The sequence below is a fragment of the Streptomyces sp. NPDC001848 genome (genome assembly GCF_042891915.1).
GTDB lineage: Bacteria > Actinomycetota > Actinomycetes > Streptomycetales > Streptomycetaceae > Streptomyces.
Map to the genome: position 1 here is coordinate 63,931 of NZ_JBIATP010000025.1, position 22,088 is coordinate 86,018.

General features: G+C 69.6%; 20 protein-coding genes and 5 pseudogenes. 12 read left to right on the plus strand and 13 right to left on the minus strand.

Annotated features, from left to right (window positions below):
* The first annotated feature begins 85 nt into the window (after window positions 1-85).
* Together ACFYZJ_RS35700 and ACFYZJ_RS35705 are read left to right on the plus strand one after the other, a co-directional pair.
* Complete coding sequence (locus ACFYZJ_RS35700) at window positions 86-685, plus strand: TetR/AcrR family transcriptional regulator (protein WP_388575513.1); 600 nt, start codon at window positions 86-88, stop codon at window positions 683-685.
* Between the two features lie 99 nt (window positions 686-784).
* On the plus strand, window positions 785-3,019 hold the full coding sequence (locus ACFYZJ_RS35705) for an MMPL family transporter (protein WP_388575516.1): 2,235 nt from the start codon (window positions 785-787) through the stop codon (window positions 3,017-3,019).
* A 78-nt stretch (window positions 3,020-3,097) separates the two neighbouring features.
* Here ACFYZJ_RS35705 and ACFYZJ_RS35710 read toward each other — a convergent pair whose 3' ends face one another.
* Window positions 3,098-3,283, minus strand: coding sequence for a hypothetical protein (locus ACFYZJ_RS35710; protein ID WP_388575519.1), 186 nt, complete (start codon window positions 3,281-3,283; stop codon window positions 3,098-3,100).
* 260 nt (window positions 3,284-3,543) lie between these two features.
* Here ACFYZJ_RS35710 and ACFYZJ_RS35715 point away from each other — a divergent pair, with 260 nt between their 5' ends.
* The 4 genes and pseudogenes from ACFYZJ_RS35715 to ACFYZJ_RS35730 all read left to right on the plus strand — a co-directional run bounded on the left by ACFYZJ_RS35715 (window position 3,544) and on the right by ACFYZJ_RS35730 (window position 5,887).
* Window positions 3,544-4,404 carry a Scr1 family TA system antitoxin-like transcriptional regulator gene (locus tag ACFYZJ_RS35715; RefSeq protein WP_388575521.1) on the plus strand — a complete coding sequence of 287 codons (861 nt, stop codon included), beginning with the start codon at window positions 3,544-3,546 and terminating at the stop codon, window positions 4,402-4,404.
* A complete protein-coding gene (locus tag ACFYZJ_RS35720) occupies window positions 4,401-4,589 on the plus strand; it encodes a DUF397 domain-containing protein (protein WP_388575523.1) in 189 nt (62 codons plus the stop codon). The genes ACFYZJ_RS35715 and ACFYZJ_RS35720 overlap by 4 nt, the downstream gene beginning before the upstream one ends.
* 10 nt (window positions 4,590-4,599) lie before the next feature.
* Window positions 4,600-5,115, plus strand: a complete 516-nt coding sequence (locus tag ACFYZJ_RS35725) for a YbaK/EbsC family protein (protein WP_388575526.1) — start codon at window positions 4,600-4,602, stop codon at window positions 5,113-5,115.
* Window positions 5,112-5,887 (plus strand): annotated as a pseudogene (locus ACFYZJ_RS35730) (EamA family transporter). The gene ACFYZJ_RS35725 and the pseudogene ACFYZJ_RS35730 overlap by 4 nt, the downstream one beginning before the upstream one ends.
* Before the next feature lie 135 nt (window positions 5,888-6,022).
* On the opposite strand, the gene ACFYZJ_RS35735 reads toward ACFYZJ_RS35730, so the two are convergent.
* Both ACFYZJ_RS35735 and ACFYZJ_RS35740 read right to left on the minus strand, forming a co-directional pair.
* Window positions 6,023-9,007, minus strand: coding sequence for a tetratricopeptide repeat protein (locus ACFYZJ_RS35735; protein ID WP_388575527.1), 2,985 nt, complete (start codon window positions 9,005-9,007; stop codon window positions 6,023-6,025).
* Between the two features lie 49 nt (window positions 9,008-9,056).
* Entirely contained in the window at window positions 9,057-9,374 is a 318-nt protein-coding gene (locus ACFYZJ_RS35740) for a trypco2 family protein (RefSeq protein ID WP_388575530.1), read from the minus strand.
* A gap of 239 nt (window positions 9,375-9,613) precedes the next feature.
* Here ACFYZJ_RS35740 and ACFYZJ_RS35745 point away from each other — a divergent pair, with 239 nt between their 5' ends.
* Window positions 9,614-10,312, plus strand: a complete 699-nt coding sequence (locus tag ACFYZJ_RS35745) for a replication initiator (protein WP_388575634.1) — start codon at window positions 9,614-9,616, stop codon at window positions 10,310-10,312.
* On the opposite strand, the gene ACFYZJ_RS35750 is transcribed toward ACFYZJ_RS35745, so the two are convergent.
* From ACFYZJ_RS35750 to ACFYZJ_RS35760, 3 genes are all read right to left on the minus strand, one after another.
* Window positions 10,240-11,001 (minus strand): hypothetical protein, encoded by a 762-nt coding sequence (locus ACFYZJ_RS35750; protein ID WP_388575533.1) that lies wholly within the window; start codon window positions 10,999-11,001, stop codon window positions 10,240-10,242. The genes ACFYZJ_RS35745 and ACFYZJ_RS35750 overlap by 73 nt on opposite strands.
* Before the next feature lie 188 nt (window positions 11,002-11,189).
* Entirely contained in the window at window positions 11,190-12,131 is a 942-nt protein-coding gene (locus ACFYZJ_RS35755; protein WP_388575536.1) for a recombinase family protein, read from the minus strand.
* Window positions 12,132-12,160: 29 nt separating this feature from the next.
* Window positions 12,161-12,637 (minus strand): recombinase family protein, encoded by a 477-nt coding sequence (locus ACFYZJ_RS35760; protein WP_388575538.1) that lies wholly within the window; start codon window positions 12,635-12,637, stop codon window positions 12,161-12,163.
* A 25-nt stretch (window positions 12,638-12,662) separates the two neighbouring features.
* Here ACFYZJ_RS35760 and ACFYZJ_RS35765 point away from each other — a divergent pair.
* The 3 genes and pseudogenes from ACFYZJ_RS35765 to ACFYZJ_RS35775 form a co-directional block, all read left to right on the plus strand.
* A pseudogene (locus ACFYZJ_RS35765) lies at window positions 12,663-12,785 on the plus strand (EamA family transporter); the annotation flags it as partial.
* A gap of 165 nt (window positions 12,786-12,950) precedes the next feature.
* Window positions 12,951-13,859, plus strand: a pseudogene (locus ACFYZJ_RS35770) (NAD(P)-dependent oxidoreductase); the annotation flags it as partial.
* A gap of 141 nt (window positions 13,860-14,000) precedes the next feature.
* Window positions 14,001-14,282: a DUF1876 domain-containing protein gene (locus ACFYZJ_RS35775; protein WP_388575540.1), complete on the plus strand. Its 282-nt coding sequence runs from the start codon at window positions 14,001-14,003 to the stop codon at window positions 14,280-14,282.
* 99 nt (window positions 14,283-14,381) lie between these two features.
* On the opposite strand, the gene ACFYZJ_RS35780 is transcribed toward ACFYZJ_RS35775, so the two are convergent.
* From ACFYZJ_RS35780 to ACFYZJ_RS35800, 5 genes and pseudogenes are all read right to left on the minus strand, one after another.
* Window positions 14,382-15,539 (minus strand): serine hydrolase domain-containing protein, encoded by a 1,158-nt coding sequence (locus tag ACFYZJ_RS35780; RefSeq protein ID WP_388575543.1) that lies wholly within the window; start codon window positions 15,537-15,539, stop codon window positions 14,382-14,384.
* A gap of 88 nt (window positions 15,540-15,627) precedes the next feature.
* Window positions 15,628-16,074 (minus strand): organic hydroperoxide resistance protein, encoded by a 447-nt coding sequence (locus tag ACFYZJ_RS35785; protein ID WP_388575545.1) that lies wholly within the window; start codon window positions 16,072-16,074, stop codon window positions 15,628-15,630.
* Window positions 16,075-16,180: 106 nt separating this feature from the next.
* Window positions 16,181-16,642, minus strand: a complete 462-nt coding sequence (locus ACFYZJ_RS35790) for a MarR family winged helix-turn-helix transcriptional regulator (protein WP_388575548.1) — start codon at window positions 16,640-16,642, stop codon at window positions 16,181-16,183.
* Window positions 16,639-17,327, minus strand: a pseudogene (locus ACFYZJ_RS35795) (energy-coupling factor ABC transporter ATP-binding protein). The gene ACFYZJ_RS35790 and the pseudogene ACFYZJ_RS35795 overlap by 4 nt, the downstream one beginning before the upstream one ends.
* Window positions 17,273-17,521: pseudogene (locus ACFYZJ_RS35800) on the minus strand (energy-coupling factor ABC transporter permease); the annotation flags it as partial. The pseudogenes ACFYZJ_RS35800 and ACFYZJ_RS35795, both read right to left, overlap by 55 nt.
* A 175-nt stretch (window positions 17,522-17,696) precedes the next feature.
* Between ACFYZJ_RS35800 and ACFYZJ_RS35805 the strand changes: the two are divergent.
* Window positions 17,697-18,041, plus strand: coding sequence for an SsgA family sporulation/cell division regulator (locus ACFYZJ_RS35805; RefSeq protein WP_388575551.1), 345 nt, complete (start codon window positions 17,697-17,699; stop codon window positions 18,039-18,041).
* 12 nt (window positions 18,042-18,053) lie between these two features.
* Here the strand turns inward: ACFYZJ_RS35805 and ACFYZJ_RS35810 are convergent, their stop codons facing one another.
* Both ACFYZJ_RS35810 and ACFYZJ_RS35815 read right to left on the minus strand, forming a co-directional pair.
* Complete coding sequence (locus tag ACFYZJ_RS35810; RefSeq protein ID WP_388575553.1) at window positions 18,054-19,724, minus strand: penicillin-binding transpeptidase domain-containing protein; 1,671 nt, start codon at window positions 19,722-19,724, stop codon at window positions 18,054-18,056.
* 94 nt (window positions 19,725-19,818) lie between these two features.
* Window positions 19,819-21,450, minus strand: a complete 1,632-nt coding sequence (locus tag ACFYZJ_RS35815; protein ID WP_388575556.1) for a penicillin-binding transpeptidase domain-containing protein — start codon at window positions 21,448-21,450, stop codon at window positions 19,819-19,821.
* A gap of 265 nt (window positions 21,451-21,715) precedes the next feature.
* Between ACFYZJ_RS35815 and ACFYZJ_RS35820 the strand changes: the two genes are divergently transcribed.
* Window positions 21,716-22,072 carry a hypothetical protein gene (locus ACFYZJ_RS35820; RefSeq protein ID WP_388575558.1) on the plus strand — a complete coding sequence of 119 codons (357 nt, stop codon included), beginning with the start codon at window positions 21,716-21,718 and terminating at the stop codon, window positions 22,070-22,072.
* Window positions 22,073-22,088 lie beyond the last annotated feature (16 nt).

Genomic DNA, 22,088 nt, shown 5'->3' on the forward strand with positions numbered 1-22,088 from the left:
TCGTCATGAGCGTACGAAACAGTCTCGTTCGAAGCCCTCTCGCTCCGGACGGGACAGGAAGCGCCGAGCGGGAGAGGTGAGTCGGATGACCGATGTCGCGACAGGGCGTCGCAGTCGGATCACCCCCGAGCGCGAGGCCGAGTTGTACGAGGCCGTGCTCGACCTGCTCCGTGAGGTCGGCTACGACGCCCTGACCATGGACGCCGTGGCCGCCCGCACCCGGTCCAGCAAGGCGACGCTCTACCGTCAGTGGGGCGGCAAGGCCGAGCTGGTGGCGCGAGCGATCCGGCACGGCAAGCGGAGCCGCTTCGAGGGTGTCGACACCGGGTCGCTGCGCGGCGACTTCCACGCCCTCGTGTCACGCGAGGACGACTGCACCATGGCGCAGAACAACGCCCTGATGCGGGGCCTGGCCATGGCCACGCACACCAACCCGGACCTCCTCCAGGCGTTCCGGGACCACCTCATCGGACCGGAGACGGAAGAGTTCCGGCGCGTGCTGCAGCGGGCCGTCGACCGCGGTGAGGTCCGTGCCGACAACCCGGCGCTGCCGTACGTGGTGCACATGATGATCGGCGCCTTCGCCACCCGCGCGCTCATCGACGACCAGCCGCCGACGCAGGCGTTCCTGCGTTCGTACATCGACGCCGTGGTCCTCCCCGCCCTCGGCGCACCCACCACCTGACCAGTCCCCTCAGCTGGCCCCACCTGACGTCACCGCTCACGTCGTCGGGCTGATCACACCTGCCCTGAAAACCCCACGACTGACCGGGAGTACGCCCTCGTGGCCACTTTTCTCCACAGACTCGGCCGTCTCGCCTTCCGGCGACGGCACTTCGTCGCCCTGATCTGGGTGGCGCTGCTGACGCTTGCGGGCGTCGGCGCCGCCAACGCCCCCGCTGCGGGCCCCTCCTCCTTCTCCATCCCCGGCACCGAGGCCCAGAAGGCCTTCGACCTGCTCGAACAGCGCTTCCCCGGGATGAGCGCCGACGGGGCGACCGCCCGTGTCGTCTTCAAGGCGCCCGGCGGCGAGAAGGTGACGGCCAAGGACAACAAGGCGATCGTCGAGAAGACCGTAGGGCGGCTGCGCTCGGGCTCCGAGGTCGTCTCCGTCGCCGACCCGTACACCGCGCACGCCGTCAGCAAGAACGGCACGATCGCGTACGCGCAGGTGAAGTACAAGGTCTCCGGGATGGAGCTGAAGGACTCCGCCAAGGACGCCCTGAAGCAGGCCGCGCAGCAGGCGCGGAACGCCGGACTGACCGTCGAGGTCGGCGGTGACGCGCTGTCGGCCGCACCGGAGACGGGCGCGACCGAGGTCATCGGCATCGCGGTCGCCGCGGTGGTCCTCGTCATCACCTTCGGTTCGCTGGTGGCGGCCGGGCTGCCGCTGCTCACGGCCCTGATCGGCGTCGGCATCGGCGTGTCCACGATCACGGCGCTGGCGAACGCGCTGGACCTCGGCACGACCACTTCCACGCTGGCGATGATGATCGGCCTCGCGGTCGGCATCGACTACGCGCTGTTCATCGTCTCCCGCTACCGGGCCGAGCTGGCCGAGGGGCGCGAGCGCGAGGAGGCGGCGGGCCGGGCGGTCGGCACCGCGGGCTCGGCGGTGGTCTTCGCCGGTCTGACCGTGGTGATCGCCCTGGTGGGGTTGTCGGTCGTGAACATCCCGATGCTGACCAAGATGGGCGTCGCGGCGGCCGGCACCGTGGCCATCGCCGTCCTGATCGCACTGACGATGATCCCGGCACTGCTCGGCCATGCGGGCCGCAGGGTCAGGCCGGCGGGCGAGAAGAGCAGGCTGCTGGGCGGCGGCCGGACCACGGCCGAGAAGGCCAAGCCGAACATGGGCACGCGCTGGGCGAGTTTCGTCGTGCGCCGCCCGGTCGCCGTCCTGCTGCTCGGTGTGATCGGCCTCGGTGCCGCGGCCGTGCCGGCCTCCCAGCTGGAACTGGGCCTGCCGGACGACGGTTCGCAGCCGACGTCCACGACCCAGCGCCGGGCGTACGACCTGTTGTCGGAGGGCTTCGGGGCCGGGTTCAACGGGCCGCTGATGGTGGTGGTCGACGCCAAGCGGAGCCCCGACCCGAAGGCGGCGGTCACTACGGTGACCGACGACATCAAGGGCCTGAAGGACGTCACGACCGTCACGCCGGCGACGTACAACAAGGCGGGCGACACGGCGATGATCACGGTCGTCCCCGGCTCCAAGCCGTCCTCCACGACCACCGAGGACCTGGTGCACGGCATCCGGGACACCGGTGCCGGGCTGAAGACGAAGACGGACGCCGAGTTGCTGGTCACCGGCACGACGGCGATGAACATCGACTTCTCGCAGAAGCTGAACGACGCGCTGATCCCCTACCTGGCGCTGGTGGTGGGCCTCGCCTTCCTGCTCCTGATCGTGGTCTTCCGCTCGATCCTGGTCCCGCTGAAGGCGGCGCTCGGCTTCCTGCTCTCCGTGACCGCGGCGCTCGGCGCGGTGGTCGCGGTGTTCCAGTGGGGCTGGCTGTCCGGGCTGCTGGGCGTGGAGCAGACGGGCCCGATCATGTCGATGATGCCGATCTTCATGGTGGGCGTGGTCTTCGGCCTGGCGATGGACTACGAGGTCTTCCTCGTGACCCGGATGCGTGAGGCGTACGTCCACGGGGAGACCCCCGGCCAGGCGATCGTGACCGGCTTCCGGCACGGCGCGCGGGTGGTGACGGCGGCGGCCGTCATCATGATCGCGGTGTTCTCCGGCTTCATCGGCTCCAGCGAGTCGATGATCAAGATGATCGGCTTCGGGCTCGCGATCGCGGTGTTCTTCGACGCGTTCGTGGTCCGGATGGCGCTGGTTCCGGCGGTACTGGCGCTGCTGGGCCGCCGGGCGTGGTGGCTGCCGAAGTGGCTGGACCGGGCGCTGCCGAACGTGGACGTGGAGGGCGAGGGCCTGCGGACGGCGGCGGACGCGACCGATCCCCGGGACCCGGACGCGGATCCGGACGAGGACCGGGAGTTGGTGCGGGTCTGAACGACTGGGCTTGAACGCGAGCAGGGGCGCCCCGCCGATGGTGGGGCGCCCCTGTTGCGTGCGTACGGTGACTTGGGTTCAGCGCTCTTCGTGGCCCGGCTCGTCGTCCGTGAAGACCTCGGCGGCCAAGGCGGCGGTGATGGCGCGGTCGAACCAGCGGGTGAGGGTGTCCAGCTCCTTGCAGGAGGTGACACGCTCGCGGTCGGCGTCGGTGAGGGGGACGTCGCGGCGGTCGAGGATACGGAGGGTGTCCTCGGCGAGCACTTGGGACGGTCGGTTCTCCGTGAGATCCGTCGGGAGTTCCGCTGTGGAGGTCGTGTCGTCGAACGGGAGGCCGAGTAACCGTCAGGCGCGGGCGAGAAGGCCGGGTTTCTCCCGGAAGACCCGGTGCAGAGCTTCGTGCTGAGAGCGGGGCGTTTCCTGATTCATGTCACTCAGCGTGGCGGGTTGTGCATACGCTGATGCGTTACTTGGTGCGTGCGTACGGTGACGGTCCGGCGTCTGTCCTGGGCTGTCCCGGCTGTATGGAGGCGGGTGGCATGAGCGAGGGTGCGGACGAGGCGGGGTGGGGAGTCGAACCCGGGGATGAGATCGCGCCATTGGTGGAAGCGGTCGGTCGACTCCTCAAGTTCTGCCGTGAGGCCGCCGGGATGCGGGTCGTCGAGTTCGCCGACGTCATGGGGTATGGCGAGGACCTGATCCGGAAGGTCGAGCGCGGTACGCGCATTCCACGGGCCGATTTCCTGGACAAGGCGGACGAGATCCTGAAGGCGCAGGGGCATCTCAAGGCCTTCAAGGGGGACATGGAGAGGGCTCGCTATCCGAAGAAGGTGCGGGAGCTGGCGCAGTTGGAGGAGCGGGCGGTCGAGCTTCAGCTGTACGGCAACCACAACATCCATGGGTTGTTGCAGACGGAGGAGTATGCGCGGGCGCTGCTGCAGACCTGGCGGCCCAGGTTGTCGGTGGGCGAGTTGGAGCGCGGTGTCGCAGCGCGCATGGCTCGGCAGTCCATCTTCGAGAAGGACCCTGCGCCTGAATTCAGCTTCGTCCAGGAACAAGTGACGCTCGAACGTCCGATCGGGGGAACAATGGTCCTGCGGCGGCAACTTGAGCGTCTGCTGGAGGTTGCGAAGTTGCCGAACGTCGAGCTGCAAGTGATGCCCACGGAGCGGGCGGACCACCCGGGAACGGGCGGGCGGATCCAGGTGCTGAAGTTCGGGGACGGCACGGGGGTGGGGCGGACCGACGACGACTTCGGAGGACGTCCGGTCTCCGACCCTCGGCAGCTAAGGATCCTCGAACTGCGGTATGGCATCATCCGGGCTCAGGCTCTCCCGCCGCGGGAGTCCCTGGCCTTCATCGAGAAAGCGCTGGGAGCACTATGAGCACCCCGGAACTCCATTGGTTCAAGAGCAGCTACAGCGACAGCAGCAACCCGAGCGACTGCATCGAGATAGCCGCAACCCCCACCACCATCCACATCCGCGACTCCAAAACCCCCGAAACCCGGCACCTCACCGTCGCCCCCACCACCTGGAACTCGTTCGTGACCTTTGTATCCGGCGGCTAACCTGCCGTTCATGACGACGACGCCCGCGACGCCCGCAGGAGACTCCGGAGCCCACCCCCGTTTCGCGGAAGCCCTCGAAGAGCTGGGGCTCGGCGCGCTCCACGCGGAGATCCGCCGCTTCCCGGACGCCACCCGTACCGCCGCCGAGGCCGCCGCCGCGATCGGGTGCGAACTCAGTCAGATCTGCAAGTCGCTGGTCTTCGCGGCGGACAGCGAGCCGGTGCTCGTGCTCATGGACGGAGCGTCACGGGTGGACGTGGAGCGCCTCCGCGAGGAGCTGGGCGCCGAGAAGGTCACCCGGGCGAAGCCCGATGTCGTACGGGAGACCACCGGGTACGCGATCGGCGGTGTGCCGCCCTTCGGGCACCGTACGAGGACCCGGGTGCTCGCCGACCGTGCGCTGCTCGACCACGACACCGTGTGGGCCGCCGCCGGCACCCCGCACACGGTGTTCCCGATGGACCCGAAGTCGCTGGTCGCCCATGCGGGCGGCACGCTGGTGGACGTGCGCGAGCAGACCTCGTGACGCCCGCCGTCGCCGTGGCCGTGCTGCTCGCCGCCGTCACGCACGCCAGCTGGAACGCCATCGCCCACCGCATCACCGACAACTGGTCGGCTTCACGCCCATCTCGGGTGGCGGGGTGCTCATCGGACTGGCGATCGCCCTGTTCGCGGCGTTCCCGACGGCTCGGTCGTGGCCGTACCTCCTGACCTCCGCGGCCATCCACATCGCCTACATGGCGCTGCTCATGCGTTCCTTCCGGCTCGGCGACTTCGGGCAGGCGTACCCCATCGCCCGCGGTACCGCGCCCCTGGTCGTCACCGTGCTGGCGGCGGTGTTCGCCCACGAGGTGCCGGACGGCTGGGCGGCGACGGGCGTCGCCGTGTCGTGCGCCGGGCTCACCGGGGTCGCGCTCTGGGGACTGCGCGGGCGCCGGCCGAACTGGGCGGCCATCGGCGCGGCGCTCGCGACGGGTCTGACCATCGCGGCGTACACCGTGGTGGACGGGCTGGGCGTACGGGTGTCGGGGTCGTCGTTCGGTTACGTCGCTTGGCTGATGGCCGTGCAGGGGGTCGTCATCCCCGCGTACGCCTGGTACCGGTGGCGGGGCGAATTCACCGTCCGGCTCCGGCCCTTCGCGGCGCTCGGGCTGCTCGGCTCCGCGCTGTCCGTGGCGGCGTACGCCCTCGTGCTGTGGGCCCAGACCCGGGCGGAGCTGGCTCCCATCGCGGCCCTGCGCGAGTCCTCAGTCAACTTCGGTTCATACGGTAATAATTTCGCCGCTCAGGGTGCTTGATGAGGTCCCTTTCGTAAAGGCGCGTCGGGCTGCTTGTCTGTGGGCGTGCGGCGGTTGACTGCGGGCAACTGAAGCACCACGTGTCAAGGTTGATGCCGATATAGCGAAAGTGCTGCTGATCGCTGTTGGGACGGATCAGGCGCCGGTCGATTTCGCGTCGGCGAGGTTGGCACTGACCATATGGGTGGTGGGGTGGTCTTCGCCCAGCACCCGCACGCAGTCGGCCAGGGTCTGTTCGAGCAGCCTGATGGCCCGGCGGAGGTATCCCACAGCGTGGTAGGCGCCCGCGAGGTTGTTGCGGGCGGTGAGCGTGGTGGGGTGGTCTTCGCCCAGTACCCTCACCCGATCGGTCAGGGACCGTTCGTACAACGGGATGGCCCGGCTGAGGTCCCCCACCAACTCATAAGCCCTCGCGAGGTTGTTGCGGGAGGCGAGGGTGGTGAGGTGGTCTTCGCCCAGTACCCGCTCAAGTTCGGGCAGGGTCTGCTCGTGCAGTGGGATGGCGCGGCCGAGGTCCCCCACCAACTGGTGGGCGGACGCGAGGTTGTTGCGGGTGGTGAGGGTGGTGGGGTGGTCTTCGCCGAGTACCTGCTCGAGTTCGGGCAGGGTCTGGTCGTACAGCGTGATGGCTCGGCCGAGGTCGCCCGCCGACTGGTAGGCGTACGCGAGGTTGTTGCGGGCGGCGAGCGTCTCGGGGTGGTCCTCGCCCAGTGCCCGTATCCGGCCGGTCAAGGTCTGGTCGTACAGCGTGATGGCCCGGCCGAGGTCCCCTGCCGACAGGTAGGCGCCCGCGAGGCTGTTGCGGGCGGCGAGCGTGGTGGGGTGGTCTTCGCCCAGTACCCGCTCAAGTTCGGCCAAGGCCTGCTTGTGCAGTGGGATGGCGCGGCCGAGGTCCCCCGCCGACTCGAGGGCGGACGCGAGGTTGTTGCGGGCGGTGAGCGTGGTGGGGTCGTCCTCGCCCAGCACCTGCATGCAGCTGGTCAGGGCCTGTTCGAAAAGTGGGATGGCGCGGCCGAGGTCCCCGGCCAGGTAGTAGGCGTACGCGAGATTGTTGCGGGAGGCGAGCGTATTGGGGTGGTCGGGGCCGTGGAGGCGGGTGGACGTTTCCAGAGAGCGCTTCTTGTAGGTGATGGCCTGGGTGATCCGACCCTGGTCGTGCAGGTAGAAGGCGGTTTCGGTGAGGAGGACGTTGGTGTCCGTGGTGTCGTGGGCGGGGTCAGTGGCGGCGAGCAGGGCTTCGGTGTGAGGAAGGAGGGCGAGCCAGGTCGGCCGTCCCACCACGTTCGCGTCTGGATCCTCGGGTAGTGCCATGCGCAGGAGCGCGGTGGCGTGGTGGCGGGCGGTGGTGATGGCGTCGTGGGTGCGGTGGGGGTCGGCGTCGTCCGTCGTGGCGGGGTCAGGGGTGCGGGCGACGGTCTGGACGAGGCGGTGGACACTGAGAGTGTCGGCATCCAGGGTGATCATGTTGTAGGCGGCGAGCTGGCTGAGGGCTTCGGCGTAGCTGACGGGATCGCCGGTCAGGGGTGCGATCAGGGTGCGGGGGATGGCACTGGGGGCGTACCAGGCGGCGGTGCGCAGGATGTCGACGGCCAGGGGGGTGGTGCGGTGAATGGCGTCGAGAGTGATGCGCCAGATGCGGGCCATCGTGCGCTGGGGATCGCTGCCCGCGGGAGCGGTGCTGGTGGTCCGGGCGGGGTACCGGCGGAGCAGATCCCGGTACGTGCTGACACCGATGCGGCTTTGGGCGATGAAGGCGCCGGCTTGTTCGAGGGCGAGGGGGAGGTGTCCGAGGTCGTCGGCCAGCAGGCGGGCGTGGTGCCGGTTGTCGGGGTCGGTCAGGCCGGTGAGTCGGGTGAGCAGGTCGACTGAGGCGTCGGGGGCGAGGAGGGGAAGAGCGAAGGGGGCGGTGGGCCAGCCGTGAGCGAATCGGCTCGTGATCAGGTGGCGTCCCGCGTGGTGGAGCTGGCTTATCAGGTGGCGGACGGTGTCGGGGTGCTCGGCGTTGTCGAGAACGAGCAGCCAGCCGGGATGGGTTTGCAGCCATCCGATGGCCCAGTCGGCGTCGTCGGCGGTGGTGCGGCCGGTGCCGCCGCCGTTGATGCGGGTAGTCAGACCGGCGAGGTCGGTGGTGAGCTGTTCGGGGGTGTCCGCGCGGATCCACCACACCAACTGATAGGCGTCAAGGTGAGTGTGGGCGTAGTGCAGTGCCAAGGTGGTCTTGCCGACACCGCCGAGTCCATGAACGGTCTGCGTGATCGCTTTGGAGTCCTCCTCCAGCGCGGCGGCGAGGGAGGTGAGCGCTTCCTCTCGGCCGATGAAGTCTTTGGAGGGCAGCGCGGGGAGATTGTGCAGCCCCAGGGGCGCGGCCACGTCGTAGGAGCCGGCTGCGGGGTGATCTTCCCTGGCGGAGACGGTGATGTCTTCGAGGAGCAGGGCGTTGCCTGCGGCTTTGATGGTCGGGGTGAAGCCGGGGCGAGCGGCAAGCGTGGCCAGAGGAACGGCGGTGAGCTGATCGTTCGGGTAATGTCTCGCCCGGTTGGTGGTCAGGACCCCGGTCAACAGGTTCCCGCAGAACAGGGCGGCTCCGGATGCCCCGCTCCAGAACCCCCCACCCGTCGCACCGGGGGTGGCGACATCGTCGATGTGCGCGGTGATCAGGCCGGACTTCAGACCACTCAACGTCTCGATATGCCCGCTGATCTGCTTGGTGTCGCGCCTACCGTCTCGCTCCTCGGCCTCCGGGAATCCCACCGCGACACAGGCGACCCGGGCCTCGGCAGCACCGGGTGTGGGTGCGGGCAGGCGCCCCCAACGTACCGGCGTCGCAGAGTGGGGAGGCTGCCAGGCCGAGTCGGTGATCAGGAGCAGAGCGGCATCGGTGTGCGGGTCCTGCTCAACGTCGGGAGTCTGCTCCGGCCACAGCACCTCGGCTGCCACCCACGCGGCATGCTGTTCCCCGTGCCGGGCGAGCCGCCGCACTTCCACCACACGCCCGGAGGCGGAGCCGGCGTGCTCGATGTTGTGGTACGCGGTCAGAACCAAGCTGTCCGTGACCAGGTAGCCCGTCCCGGCGATTCGGCCTGCCGGGTCCCAGACCTCCACCACCCGTTGTATGTCCACTCGCCGATTTCTCTTCTCTCCATCTCAACAAGCGGGCGTCATAGGGATGTTACCGGGGCCGTTGCGGGAGGTGGGCGCCGATCTTCTGGTCCTGGCCGTACTCGTCGACCGGCTGCAATGTGATCTTCAGGCGGGACGTGGTCCCAGCCGCGTATCCGGCCTTGGCCTCGGCGCTGGCGCTCCAGGGCAGGACGGATACCTTGGCGCCGGCCTGAGCGTCCTTCTTGATGTCCACGGCGAACTCCATCTCCACCGGCCCGGTGCGGAACTGGATCGCGTGCCCGTGGCCGTCGGCCATGGCCTGCTCCAACTCGGCCCGGATCGCGCTGATGGCCTCGGACAGTCCCGCCCACGGCTCCTGGGACATGAGTGGCTCCCCCTGCTCTGCTGAGGTGACGTCAGATGGGCAGAGTAACGGCTGCCGACCGGAGAAATACCCCGGAATGACGATCCGTCGCAGCTCCAGGATGCAACCGGAATCGATCACGCACAGTAACCGATGCTGCGATACCCTGGAGGGCACACCAGGCATGGCCTCCGAGAGCGCGGCGCACCCTGAGTGGCGCCGACGGCGACGGCCCGGACGATGACGCGGTGGCTGCGTACGTGGCCAAGTACGTCACCAAAGGCGCGAGCGAGACAGGCGCCGGCCTCGACCACAAGGTCACCACCTGGAAAGACATCGACACGGCACCGGTGAGCTGGCACGTCCGCACCCTCATGCAAACCTGTTGGCGTCTCGGCAGCCTCCCCGAGCACGAGCCACTGAACCTACGCACCTGGGCCCACACGCTTGGTTATCGGGGCCACATCCTCACCAAGTCCCGCGCCTACTCGACCACCTACGCAGCACTCCGCGCCGATCGAGCCTGCCACGTAGGCCGTGCCGACATCCCCGACACGGTCACCGAACGGCACTGGCGGTACGTCGGCTCTGGTCACACCCCGGCGCAGCCCTCCTGGCCGCGGGAGTCGCCGAAGACATCGCCACGAACCGCGAGATCGCCAAAAGTGTGCGTGAGGTGCCGCAGTGACGAGACGCCAGAGCGAGCAGTGGGCTCGGGCCGTCGAACGCCAGGCGGCCAAGTTCCCCACACGCATAGGGCCGAAGAGCGCTGCGCGACTCGCGCGGCTCCTCGGCCCCGTACGGAAGCAGTCCTAGCGCAGACGACTGGCGTGTGCGCGAGCGGGCCCGCATCCGGTCAACGGCTGGGCCTCCTCGCTGGCCAGGTTCACATACCGATCGACTTACCGTCGACGGTCTCACTCGCGGGCGGCGGCGTCAGGTTCACCGGCGAGTTGTAGTCGGTGAAGTTGAGTGTGCCGCGGCCACTGGACCTTACGTCGGTCATCCTGAGCGGACGTGGGTCCGCGGTATCGGATACGTCGAGCACTGAGGGGTCGCCCGTGGCCTTCAGCCGCAGCGCTGGCTGACCGTTGACGGTAGTCGTGCCGCCCTTTTGCAGGTCGTTGGTGTCGCCTACCTCGTCGGCCAGCATCTTGTTCAGATTGCACAGGCCGGACATGGAGGACCCCATGTCACCCGTCTTTGACGTCTTGATCCACTTGTCGGCGACCATGGCCAGGACAGTGGGATCGTTACCGCCGTTGGCGGTCCAGAAGGCTCGGTCAGGCTTGAGCCACATCGTCGTGCCGATGAGCGTCACCTTCACAGACCCCTTGCCCGCGGTCATGCTCCCCTTGCAGCCCTTGCCGCTGACCAGCGTGATGTCCATGTCGATGGTCTGGCCGGAATCCTTCGCCCGCCCGGCGTAATGGACAGTCGACGCCTCCTTGAGGTTCGCGATCGCCTTCTGGGCGATCTCGCTGCCGCTGAGCTCGTCCAGCGGCCCTGCGGGCTTGGACGGCGCGGCCGATGCCGTGCCGGAGGCGGCGGCGGGCTTGGCCGGATCAGTGGGGTTGCAGGCAGCAACCGACGTGGCGAGCGCCGTGCACAGTACGGCGGCCGACCCGGCACGCATGACAAGGTTCAAAGTGACCCACCCTTGATGTCCATACATGGCCCGCTCGGCGCGGGACACAGGCGGCATATAGTCGCACGCCTGCGCGACTGATTGCTGGGCAGGGTGGGTGAGGATCGACCTCCGCAAGCGGCTCCAGGTCCAGCCCATCCGAGTGACGGCCTGCCGATTCATCCGGCCGGCAGGCCGTCAGCGAAGTGTCAGTCCAGCGGGTTCGGCTTGATGTCCACCCGGTCGGTGTCGAACCCCCTGCCCTTCCTCGTCGGCGGGCGGACGACTACCGCGGCGAACAGGAACCGATAGATCGCATTCATGCGCGCGTAGTCCTCCTCCTTCTCCAGCCTCTCCCAGTTGGCTTCCGCGTTCGGTCCGGCGATCCCCTCCAGGACGGCGATCGGCCGCTTGACCGTCTTCCGCTGCCGCTCCTTCATCCGCTTGATGATCGGCGCGCGCATGGCCTGAAAGTCGGCGGTCGTGAAGTCGTCGTCGTTGAGCCACAGCTCCTTCAGCTCCCGCAGCTTCTCGCGGTCCTTCTCGTCCGCGATGATGTCGGCCTCCGGACGCGTGGTCGAGGCGGGCTCGTAGCCGGAGGTGTCCAGCTTGGTCAGCACCTTGATCGCCACGTCTCGAACGAATGCCTCCAGCGGCTCGGCCGAGACGGATCGGTTGCACTTCTGCTGGTCGGTGTTGTCGGCGCGGGTGCATCGGTAGTAGGGGTACCGGACGCTGTTCGATCCGCCCATCCGCGCTCCGCATGCACAGGTGACGACCCCGCGCAGGATGTAGTACCTGAGCGGCCGTTTCTTCGTGTCCCGGTGCTGCTGGGCGCGGTACTCCTTGAGGCGCTGTACCTCGTCCCACTGCCCCCGGTCGATGATGGCGGGCCACGTCCCGGCGGCCACTTCTTCGCCCAGGTGAAACCGCAGCCCGGCTACGAAGTGGGACGATAGCAGATGGCGAACGTTCTCGGGGTTCCACGGCTTACCCTTCGACGTGGGGATGCCTCGCGCGGCGAGATCCTGCGCTATCTGGTTCGGCGACTCGCCGTCCAAGTAGCGGCGGTAGACCTCACGGACGATCTCCGCTTCCTCTTCGACGATCGCCCTGCCGTCGCGGGTGTAGCCGTACGGTCGGTTGCCCACGTGTGGCCGGCCTTCTCGGGCGTGGTCCTTCAGGGCGTCTTTGAGGCGGCGCGATGTGTCGTCCGAGGAGCGGCATGCGTGCGCGACCTCATGCGGAGGATGAACCGGTCGTCGGGGTCCGAGAGATCGCGGCGGTTCGCCTCGCCGTGCAGCAGGACGCGCTTGTCGTCGGCTACCGCGAGCAACTCTTCGAGATCCTTGGGCTGCCTCATCAGGCGGTCGGGGTGGTAGACGATGACGTGCCGGATCTCGCCGTCTCCCATCGCCTTCAGCATCGCCTCCCACCCCGGGCGCTTGCGGTTGCGCTGCCATGCCGAACGGTTGTTGTCCACGTAGACGTGGGTCGACTCGATGCGGAGCTGAAGCCGTTCGGCGATCTCCCGACAAATGCGTTCCTGCCTGTCGACGCCGGTTTGGTCCTCGTCCTTCGTGTGGGAGATGCGGCAGTAGATCGCTGCGGGCTCGCCCGGCGTGATGGCGGCCTTCGGTAACTTCGATCGACTCATGGAAACACTGTATGAGCCCGCTATGACCTCGATCATCGTCGGCGCGGCCATCGGCGCCGTCTTCTTCAAGGAGCGGTTCGGCCTTCCGCGGATCGCGGCGGCCGGGCTGGTGGTGGTCGGGATCGGGCTGATGCTGCACGCCGGTTAGCCGACGCGTCGGATTTGGTACCCCTAGGCGTGCCGCGGTGACCTGACCGGGCACGGTAGGGAAACGTGTCAAGCCGTCGCCGACCACGTCGAGTTGTGGGCGGCTTTCGCCGACACCGAACGCTCGCCCGCTGGGGGAGCATGGGAAGCGCATCAGTCACCGTGGGATCAGGAAGTTGACGTCATGACAGACAAGCTCACCGTGGGTGTTCTCGGTACCGGCATCATGGGGGCCGCGATGGCCCGCAACATCGCCCGCGCCGGGCACACCGTCCGCGCCTGGAACCGCACCCGCGACAAGGCCGAGCCGCTCGCCGCCGACGGCGCGCTGATCGCCGGCACCCCCGCGGAGGCCGTGCGGGACGCCGACGTCGTTCTGACCATGCTCTACGACGGCGCCACCGTCCTCCAGGTCATGCGGGAGGCCGCCGACGCCCTGCGCCCCGGCACCGCCTGGGTGCAGTCGACCACCGCCGGGATCGAGGCCACGGGCGAGCTGGCCGCCTTCGCCGGGGAGCATGGCCTCGTCTTCTACGACGCCCCCGTGCTCGGCACCCGTCAGCCCGCGGAGGCCGGGCAGCTGACCATCCTCGCCGCCGGGCCCGCCGAGGGGCGGGGGACGGTGACGCCCGTCTTCGACGCCGTCGGCGCCCGCACGCTGTGGACCGGGGAGGACGGAGCGGCGGGCAGCGCCAGCCGGCTGAAGCTGGTGGCCAACAGCTGGGTGCTCGCCGCCACCGCCGCGACCGGCGAGGTACTGGCCCTGGCCAAGGCCCTGGACGTGGACCCGCAGAAGTTCTTCGACATCATCGCGGGCGGCCCGCTGGACATGGGCTACCTGCACGCCAAGGCCGACCTCCTTCTGAACGGCACGTTGACCCCGGCCAGTTTCGCCGTGGCGACCGCCGAGAAGGACGCCCGCCTGATCGTCCGGGCCGGGGAGGAGAACGGCGTCCGCCTCGACGTGGCCGCCGCGACCGCCGAGCGCCTCGCCCGCGCCGCCGCTCAGGGCCACGCCGACGAGGACATGGCCGCCGCCTACTTCGCCAGCTTCGACGAGAAGTCCGGTTCCTGAGGGCTCCGCACTCCTGGGCTCCGGACTCCGGAGGTCTCCCGCGGATTTCCGCACTCTCCCGGGGATTACCGAAGGCGCCGCGCCGTGCATCGGGGCGCGAGGAGGAGCACCCTGGAATCAGTGGTTCCGGAGGTGATCGTCATGGCTATGCACACCGCTGTCGGATGGCATGTGGAACTCGAGTTCGAGGAAGACGACCAGCGGACGCGGGCGGCGGCGCTCGTCCGGCTCCCGGACGGCAAAGAGGTCCGGGCCCGCGGGTACGCCAGCCGCCACCGCTCCGACGCGAATCAGCCGCGTGTCGGTGAGGAGATCGCGGGGGCGCGTGCGCTCAACGAGCTGGCGATGGAACTGCTCACGAAGGCGCACGACGAGATCGACGAGGCGTCGGGGAGGACGTCGCACCCGCTCACGTTCCACTGACGCCCACAGTGAGGCCCACGCCCACAGAGAGATCGAGGAGTACGGATTCCCGCGGTGCCCGCACGTCGAGGCGTGCGGGCACCGCCGCGTCGTGGCCGGTCACGCCAGTGCCGTACGCACCGCCCGGACCAGCGCCTGTGCCCGCGGGTCCGCCGTCACGCTCTGGTGGAAGCCGTTCGTCACATAGCCGAAGGCGATGCCCGACTCCGGGTCCGCGAAGCCCAGTGCGCCGCCGCGGCCCGGGTGACCGAAGGAGCCGGGGCCGAGCAGGGGGGAGGCGCTGCCGTGGAGCATGTAGCCGAGACCGAAGCGGGTCGGGACCACCAGCACGCGGTCCGGTCCCACCGAGGCTTCCCGGCGGGCCAGCGCCACCGTCGCGGGGGAGAACAGGCGTACGCCGTCCACCTCGCCGGTCAGCGCCGCGTAGAACCGGGCCAGCGCGTCGGCCGTCGCGATGCCGTTCGACGCGGGCAGCACCGCCGCCCGGTACGCGGGGTCGTTCTCGTCGGGCTGCGGGGTGATCGCCGCGAAGGCCCGGCGGGTCAGGCTCGCCGGGTCCGCGTACGCGTCGGCGACCGCGCGCTTGGGCCGGGTACGCAGGGCGCCCTCCCGAGCCGGGGCCTCGATGCGGCCGACGCGGCCCACCCGGTGCGCCTCCGCCTCCGGCAGGCCCACCCACAGGTCCAGGCCCAGCGGACCGGCGACCTCGGCGGCGATCCACTCGCCGATCGAACGGTCCGTGACCCGGCGGAGCAGCTCATTTGTCAGCCAGCTGTACGTCTGCGCGTGGTAGCCGTGGTCCGTGCCGGGCTCCCAGACGGGTGCCTGCGCCGCCAGCGCGGTGGCCGCCAGATCCGGGTCGGCGGCCTCGGCCGGGGTGAGCGGGCGGTCCAGGACCGGTACGCCCGCTCGGTGCGCGAGCACCTGCCGCACCGTCGTGCGCTCCTTGCCCTGCGCCTTGTACTCGGGCCAGTGGTCACCGACCGGCGCGTCCAGGTCCAGCTCGCCGCGCTCGGCCAGCATCAGCAGCACGGCCGCCGCGACACCCTTGGTCGCCGAGCGCACGATCTGCGCCGTGTCCCGCTGCCAGGGAGCCGTTCCGTCGACGTCCTTCGTGCCGCCCCACAGGTCCACGACCTTGCGCCCGTCCCGGTAGACGGCGACCGCGGCCCCGCGTTCGCCGAGCGCCTCGAAGTTCCGTACGAACGCCTCCCTGACCGGCTCGAAGCCCTCGGCCACAGTGCCGTTCACGTCCACCTCCGCACTCCCGTCCCGATCCTCGATGGTCGATCGCCTGCGACTATGGGCGTAACACGTGCCTGGAGCCTGCGATTCCTGGGGCTTCTCAGCCCAGCACAATCGTTACATCGATGTTCCCGCGGGTGGCGTTCGAGTACGGGCACACCTGGTGGGCCGCGTCCACGAGCCGGGCCGCGACCTCCTGGTCGAGCACGGGCAGCGAGACGCTCAGCGCCACCGCGAGGCCGTAGCCGCGCTGCTTGTTGGGGCCTATCCCCACCTTGGCGGCGACGGTGGAGCCGGTGAGGTCGTAACCCTCGCGGTTGCCGACCAGGATCAGCGCGTTGTGGAAGCAGGAGCTGTAGCCGGCCGCGAACAGCTGCTCCGGGTTGGTGCCGCTGCCGTCACCGCCCAGCTCCGGCGGCATCGCCACCTTCAGCCCGATGTGGCCGTCCTGACTGGTCACATACCCGTCCCGGCCGCCGTGCGCGGTGGCCTCGGCGACGTACATGATCTTCGTTGGACGGGTGTCGACAGCGGTGCCGTCAGACATGGTCGGCCTCCCCCAGAACAAGTGTGCGCAAGTTCATCGCGCACAAGGTACCGACCGGTAGGCCCATCGCCGTCACCAGGGGGCAGCAACCACGGGTAACCCGAGATCAGCGGATACGGCCCGCCGCGGCCTCCGCCTTCTCCGCCAGGCGCCACAGCTCCTCGCGCAGCCGGGCGATCTCCGGGCCGTCGAGCCCCGTCGCCGTGAGCAGGGCGCCCGGCACCCGCGCCGCACGCTCCCGCAGCTCCTCTCCGCGTCCGGTGACCGCGACGAGCACCGACCGCTCGTCCCGCGCCGACCGCTCACGCCGGACCAGGCCCGCCGCCTCGAGCCGCTTCAGCAGTGGCGAGACGGTGCCGTAGTCCAGGCGCAGGGCGGCCGCCAGTTCCTTCACCGTCGTCTCGCCGCGCTCCCACAGGACCAGCAGGACGAGGTACTGCGGGTAGGTGAGGCCGAGGTCCTCGAGGAACGGCCGGTACGCGGCCGTCACCGCGCGCTGGGCGGCGTACAGCGCGAAGCACAGCTGGTCGTCCAGGAGCAGCGAGCCGTCCATCTCCTCGTTCGTCACGCGCCCATTGTCACGGACCGTGGATCGAAGCCGAAGGGCAGCTCCATGCGGTGGGCGCGCATCAGCTCGTCGTGGCGAGCAGTTCGGCCGTCCTGCCGTCCGCCGCGATCACGCCCTCGCTCAGGACCAGGGAGCGCGGGCACAGCTCCAGGGCGTACGGCAGGTCGTGCGTGACCATGAGCACCGTCACGTCCAACGACCTGAGGATGTCGGCCAGTTCGCGGCGCGAGGCCGGGTCGAGGTTGGAGGACGGCTCGTCCAGGACCAGCATCTCCGGCTCCATGGCGAGGACGGTCGCCACCGCCACCCGGCGCCGCTGGGCGAAGGAGAGGTGGTGCGGTGGGCGGTCCTTGAACTCCGCCATGCCGACCCGTTCGAGGGCCCGGTCGACGCGCTCCTCCAGCTCCGCGCCCTTCAGCCCGGCCGCCGCCGGTCCGAACGCCACGTCCTCGCGGACCGTCGGCATGAACAACTGGTCGTCCGGATCCTGGAAGACGATCCCGACCCGGCGGCGGATCTCCGCCATGTGCTGCCTCCCGACCGGCAGTCCGGCGACCCTCACCGTGCCGGTGCCGCCGGTCAGGATGCCGTTGAGGTGCAGCACGAGCGTGGTCTTCCCGGCGCCGTTCGGCCCGAGCAGGGCGACCCGTTCGCCGCGCTCGATGCGGAAGTCGACGCGGAACAGGGCCTCCCCGCGGCGACGGGGAAGTTCGGCATCTGGACCGCGAAGATGAACGCGGCCACCAGGCCGGCCAGCGGGGCGGTGCGCTCGTCGAGCTCACGCCGGGCGCTTTTCAGACCGACGGCCAGGGCGCCGACGGCGAGGACGCCGGTCGCCGCGGAGGTGGGCGCGTTGATGAATCCGTCGGGGACATGCACCGATCGAGGACAGCGCCTTATTGCGACCACTTTGCAAGAGCATCCATGTGGCGAAAAGGGTGTACTGTGGTGAGCAACACTCGCATCGGAGGCCGATGGCGCCCATACGTGCGACATTGGATGGGTAGCGGATTCACAGCTTCTGCTCGGGTGACGCAGCGTGAGGAGTGATCCGATGTCCGTGGTGGAACAGTACGCGCGAGCCCATGTCGTCACCGACTCCCCGGAAACTCCTGACGCCGTCCCCGTCGTCCTGCGCTACGACCCGGACGCCGACCCCCGCTCGGTTCGCATCGGGCTGCCCGGCCCGCATGAGTGGGCCTTCTCCCGGGACCTCCTGGAACAGGGCCTGAGCGCTCCGGCGGGCACGGGCGAGGTCCGCATCTGGCCGTGCGGCCGGGTCCAGGCCGTGATGGAGTTCCACTCGCCGCAGGGCGTGGAAGTGGTGCAGTTCGAGTCGAAGGCCCTCATCCGGTTCCTGCGGCGGACGTACACCGTCGGGGCCGGGCCGACGCGGTAGGCGTCCTCGGGGTCAGCTCCCCGCGCGCAGGAGCGCCGCCACGATCGGGCCCGCCGTGTCGCCGCCGTGGCCGCCTGCCTGGACCACGCCCGCGGCGGCCAGGTCGCCCTTCCAGGCGGTGAACCAGCCGTTGGGCTTGTTCTGGCCGTCGACCTCCGCAGAGCCCGTCTTCGCGCCGACGTCCGGGCCGAGGCCCGCCATGGCCTTCGCCGCCGTGCCCGCCGCGGCCGTGTACTGCAGCACCTCCTTCAGCTGGGCCTGCGTCGACGCCGACATCGTGCGGGTCGCCTTCGCCAGGGTGCGGCCGTCCACCGACGGCGCGACCAGGTACGGCTGGTGGAAGACGCCCGTCTTCGCCGTGGAGACCACCGAGGCCATGTTCAGCGGGTTCATCCGGACGCCGCCCTGGCCGATCAGGGACGCCGCCATCTGGGCCGCGCTCTGCACCGGGACGGCGCCGTCGAAGCTGGGGACACCGATGGACCAGTCGTCCATGCCGAGGCCGTAGATCTGCTGCGCGACCCTGGTGAGGTCGTCGTTCCGCAGCTTCTCCGCCTGGCTGATGAAGGCCGTGTTGCAGGAGGCGGCGAAGCTGTCCTTGAACGTGCCGTTCTTGATCTCGAACTTGTTGTCGTTCTGGAACTTCCAGCCGCCGTACGTCACGTACTTGGGGCAGGGGTGCGGCTTGTCGGCGTGCGCCAGGCCCTTCTCGAACAGCAGCGTCGACGTCACGATCTTCATCGTCGAGCCCGGGGCGAGGGAGCCCTCGAAAGCCACGTTGAAGCCGTGGCCGGAGTTCGCCGCCGCCAGGATCTCGCCCGTCGAGGGCCGCATGACGACCACGGACGCCTTGTCCCTGGCCGTCACCTCCTGCTCGGCCTTCGCCTGCAGCGTCGGGCTCAGCGTCGTCTTCACCGTGCCCGGCGTGCCCGCGCTCAGCGTCACCAGCGTCTTGTCGGGCGTCTTCTCCTTGCCCTTCCCCGCCGCCCTGCGCACGATCCGCAGCTCGATGCCCGGCTTGCCACCGGCCTTCTTGCCGTACTTCTCGCGCAGGCCGTCCAGCACCGTGCCCAGCGACGGGTACTTGGCCGTGGTGATCTCGCCGCCGTCGCGGTCCAGCGCCTTGATCGGGGGGGTGCCCGCCTCACCGGTCACCAGGCGGTCGCCGTCCGTCAGGTCCGGGTGCACCACCGACGGCTGCCACCGCACCACCGTCGCCCCGTCGTTCGCCCGCCGCACCACCGTCAGCTTCGAGTCGTAGGTCAGCGGCTTGCTCGTGCCCTGGTACGACACCGTCGCCTTGACGGAGAACGGGACCGTCGCCCCGGTGGGGGTGCCCGGGGTCAGGGTGACGCCTGTGAGGTGCGCGTCCTTGCGGTAGCCGGTCAGGGCCGCGGTCGCGGCGGCCGAGTCGTCCGTGGCGGCCGCCGCCCTCGCCGCGTCGCCCCGCTGCCAGGCCGTGAGGAAGGCGGTGGCCGTCGTGCGGACCTCCGAGGCGGACGGCGGCCCCGTCTTCACCAGCTTCTGGTGGCCCGAGGCCGCATGGCGGTCGTCGGCCGCCGCGCCGCCGCCCAGCAGGCTGTAGGCGCCCACGGCCCCGCCCAGCCCGACGACGGCGATCAGCCCGCCGATCACCAGCGGCCGGCTGTTGTTGCGCCCGGCGACGCGCCTTCTCTTGCCCACAGCTCCCGGTCCTCCGAAGTCCCCAGGTCCCCCAGTGCCCTCACAGTCATCAACGAGGACAACACACTAGAGTCCCGCGGTGACACGGGTGACTTCAGCCTCCCGTTCGTAGCACAGCTGCGACAATAGGACCGGCCGCGTCGCCGCCGTGCCCGCCCTCCTGGGTCATGGCCGCCGCCGCGATGTCGCCCCGGTACCCGGTGAACCAGCTGTTGGACTTCGCCTGCCCGTCCACCTCCGCGGACCCGGTCTTCGCACCGATGTCACCGCTGAGCCCCGCCATCACGCGCGCGGCGGTGCCCTGCGTCGCCGTCAGCCGCATCATCGCCTGCAGTTGCGCGACGGTGCTCGCGGACAGCCCCTTGGCGGTGGCCAGTTCGCGGTGGTCGAGGTCGGGAGAGACCAGGTACGGCTGCCGGAACGTTCCGGTGATCGCGGTGGCGGTGACCGACACCATGTTCAGCGGGCTCATCTGGACCTGGCCCTGGCCGATGGCGTTGGCGGCGCGGTCCGGGCCGGTGGAGGCGGGAACGCTGCCGTCGAAGGAGACGATGCCCGTCTTCCAGTTGTTCTGCCCGAGCCCGAACCGCTCCTCGGCCTCGTCGGTCAACGACTCGTCCGTGAGGGGCTTCTCGTCGATCAGCTTGACGAACGCCGTGTTGCACGAGCGCATGAAGCTGTTCGCCAGCGTCGCGTTCTCGTTGGGCTCCATGCCCCGGAGATTGTGGAAGGTCTGGCTCTGCCAGGTGGCTGTCGGCGGGCAGGGAGCGGGGCCGTTCATCGTGGTCACGCCGTTGTCGATGAGCATCGCCGACGTGACGATCTTCATCGTGGAGCCGGGGGCGAGCCGCCCCTCGAACGCCGCGTTGAACTCGTCCTGGCGGTGGTTGGCGACCGCGAGCACCTCACCGGTGCTCGGCTTGACCGCCACCACCGACGACTCCGCGTAGTCCAGGACGGCCCGTTCGGCGGCGGCCTGCGCGCCGGCACTGAGCGTGGTGCGCAGCTTTCCGGGCGTGCCCTCGGCGAGGGTCACCAGGGTCCTGCCGGGTGTGTTCGCGTCGGCGCGCTGGACGGACAGCTCGATGCCGGGCCTGCCGCCCGCCGCGTCGCCGTACTTCTCGCGCAGGGCGTCCAGGATCGGGCCCAGGGACGGGTACTTGTCCTTCGTCAGGACCGTGCCATTGCGGTCCACCGCCTCGATCGGCGGGGCCTTGGCCTCCCCGGTGACGAGCGTGTCGCCCTTCTGCAGGGCCGGATGGACGACGGACGGCTGCCAGTCGACCAGCGCCCGCCCGGTGGTCACCCCGCGCACGACGGTCAGCCTGCTGTCGTAGGCGAGGGGCTTGGACTTCCCCCCGTAGGACACGGTCGCCTTCACGGAGAACGGCACCGTGTCCCCGCTGGGCGCGCCAGGCGTGATCTGCACGCCGGTGATGTGCGCACTGGACCCGTAGGCGCTCAGCAGCTGCCCCGCATCCCCGGCGTTGTTCGTGTACGAGGCCGCGGTGGCCGCGTCGCCCTTCTCCCAGGCGGCGAAGAACTTGCCGGTCGCATCCTTGACCTCATCGGCCGAGGGCGGCCCGGTCTTCACCTGCGCGGCCCCCGCGCCGCCCCCCGAACTCTCGTGCAGCGCGGACAGCACGTTGTACGCGCCGTATCCGGCCCCTCCCACCATCACCGTGAACACCCCGCCCACGATGACGGCCTTGACCCCCTTGCGCATGGCAGACAGCCCCCTCCCCGTAGGCCTCGCACTGTAGGCGGCCTGAGCGACGGTTGTGAGCGCTGTGGTCGCTTCTTGTCGAAGAGTGATCAGAAATATGACGCAAACCCGTGTTGCCCTGACCTGGCGATTCAGTCCCGTGAGGCCTGGGTGGACCCTCACGGGCCGTCCAGGGGCCGTGGACCGGACAGTCTGCGCGCTCCTAGGGTTTGGTCGACGCGGCCACACAGTGCGTCGGGAGAGCTGAAATCCTGGAGGTTGTCTGATGACGCTCCCCTACTACAGGTGGCAGCGGTTCCTGCCACCGGCTCTTCGTGACCGAACTGCCGGTCGGATCTTGGTGGCTGCCGCAGCGTTCGCTCTTCTGGTGGTGATCGGCGGGAGCCTGGCCAAGTCGGGCAGCGAAGGCTCGGACTCTCCTGTTCCGCCCGGCTATGCGCAGGGGTACGAGGATGGTCAGGAGATGCGCCAGGAAGGCCTTTACGCCGCTGACGAGCGGGAGGCGAAGCGTAGATGTGACGAGGCTGCCTCCACCGCCTACATCAGCGGTGGAGAACTGCAGCAAGACGGCTGGGACCAAGGCTGCCTGGATGGCCTACAGGGCAACCCGAGGCGCGACTGAGGAGGTCGGCGAGCAG

Bases quoted from the DNA above. Each gene is read 5' to 3' on its own strand.
- ACFYZJ_RS35700 (WP_388575513.1), top strand. From the start codon at position 86: ATGACCGATGTCGCGACAGGGCGTCGCAGTCGGATCACCCCCGAGCGC.
- ACFYZJ_RS35715 (WP_388575521.1), top strand. From the start codon at position 3,544: ATGGAGGCGGGTGGCATGAGCGAGGGTGCGGACGAGGCGGGGTGGGGA.
- ACFYZJ_RS35720 (WP_388575523.1), top strand. From the start codon at position 4,401: ATGAGCACCCCGGAACTCCATTGGTTCAAGAGCAGCTACAGCGACAGC.
- ACFYZJ_RS35725 (WP_388575526.1), top strand. From the start codon at position 4,600: ATGACGACGACGCCCGCGACGCCCGCAGGAGACTCCGGAGCCCACCCC.
- ACFYZJ_RS35740 (WP_388575530.1), bottom strand. From the start codon at position 9,374: ATGTCCCAGGAGCCGTGGGCGGGACTGTCCGAGGCCATCAGCGCGATC.
- ACFYZJ_RS35760 (WP_388575538.1), bottom strand. From the start codon at position 12,637: ATGAGTCGATCGAAGTTACCGAAGGCCGCCATCACGCCGGGCGAGCCC.
- ACFYZJ_RS35775 (WP_388575540.1), top strand. From the start codon at position 14,001: ATGGCTATGCACACCGCTGTCGGATGGCATGTGGAACTCGAGTTCGAG.
- ACFYZJ_RS35785 (WP_388575545.1), bottom strand. From the start codon at position 16,074: ATGTCTGACGGCACCGCTGTCGACACCCGTCCAACGAAGATCATGTAC.
- ACFYZJ_RS35805 (WP_388575551.1), top strand. From the start codon at position 17,697: ATGTCCGTGGTGGAACAGTACGCGCGAGCCCATGTCGTCACCGACTCC.
- ACFYZJ_RS35815 (WP_388575556.1), bottom strand. From the start codon at position 21,450: ATGCGCAAGGGGGTCAAGGCCGTCATCGTGGGCGGGGTGTTCACGGTG.
- ACFYZJ_RS35820 (WP_388575558.1), top strand. From the start codon at position 21,716: ATGACGCTCCCCTACTACAGGTGGCAGCGGTTCCTGCCACCGGCTCTT.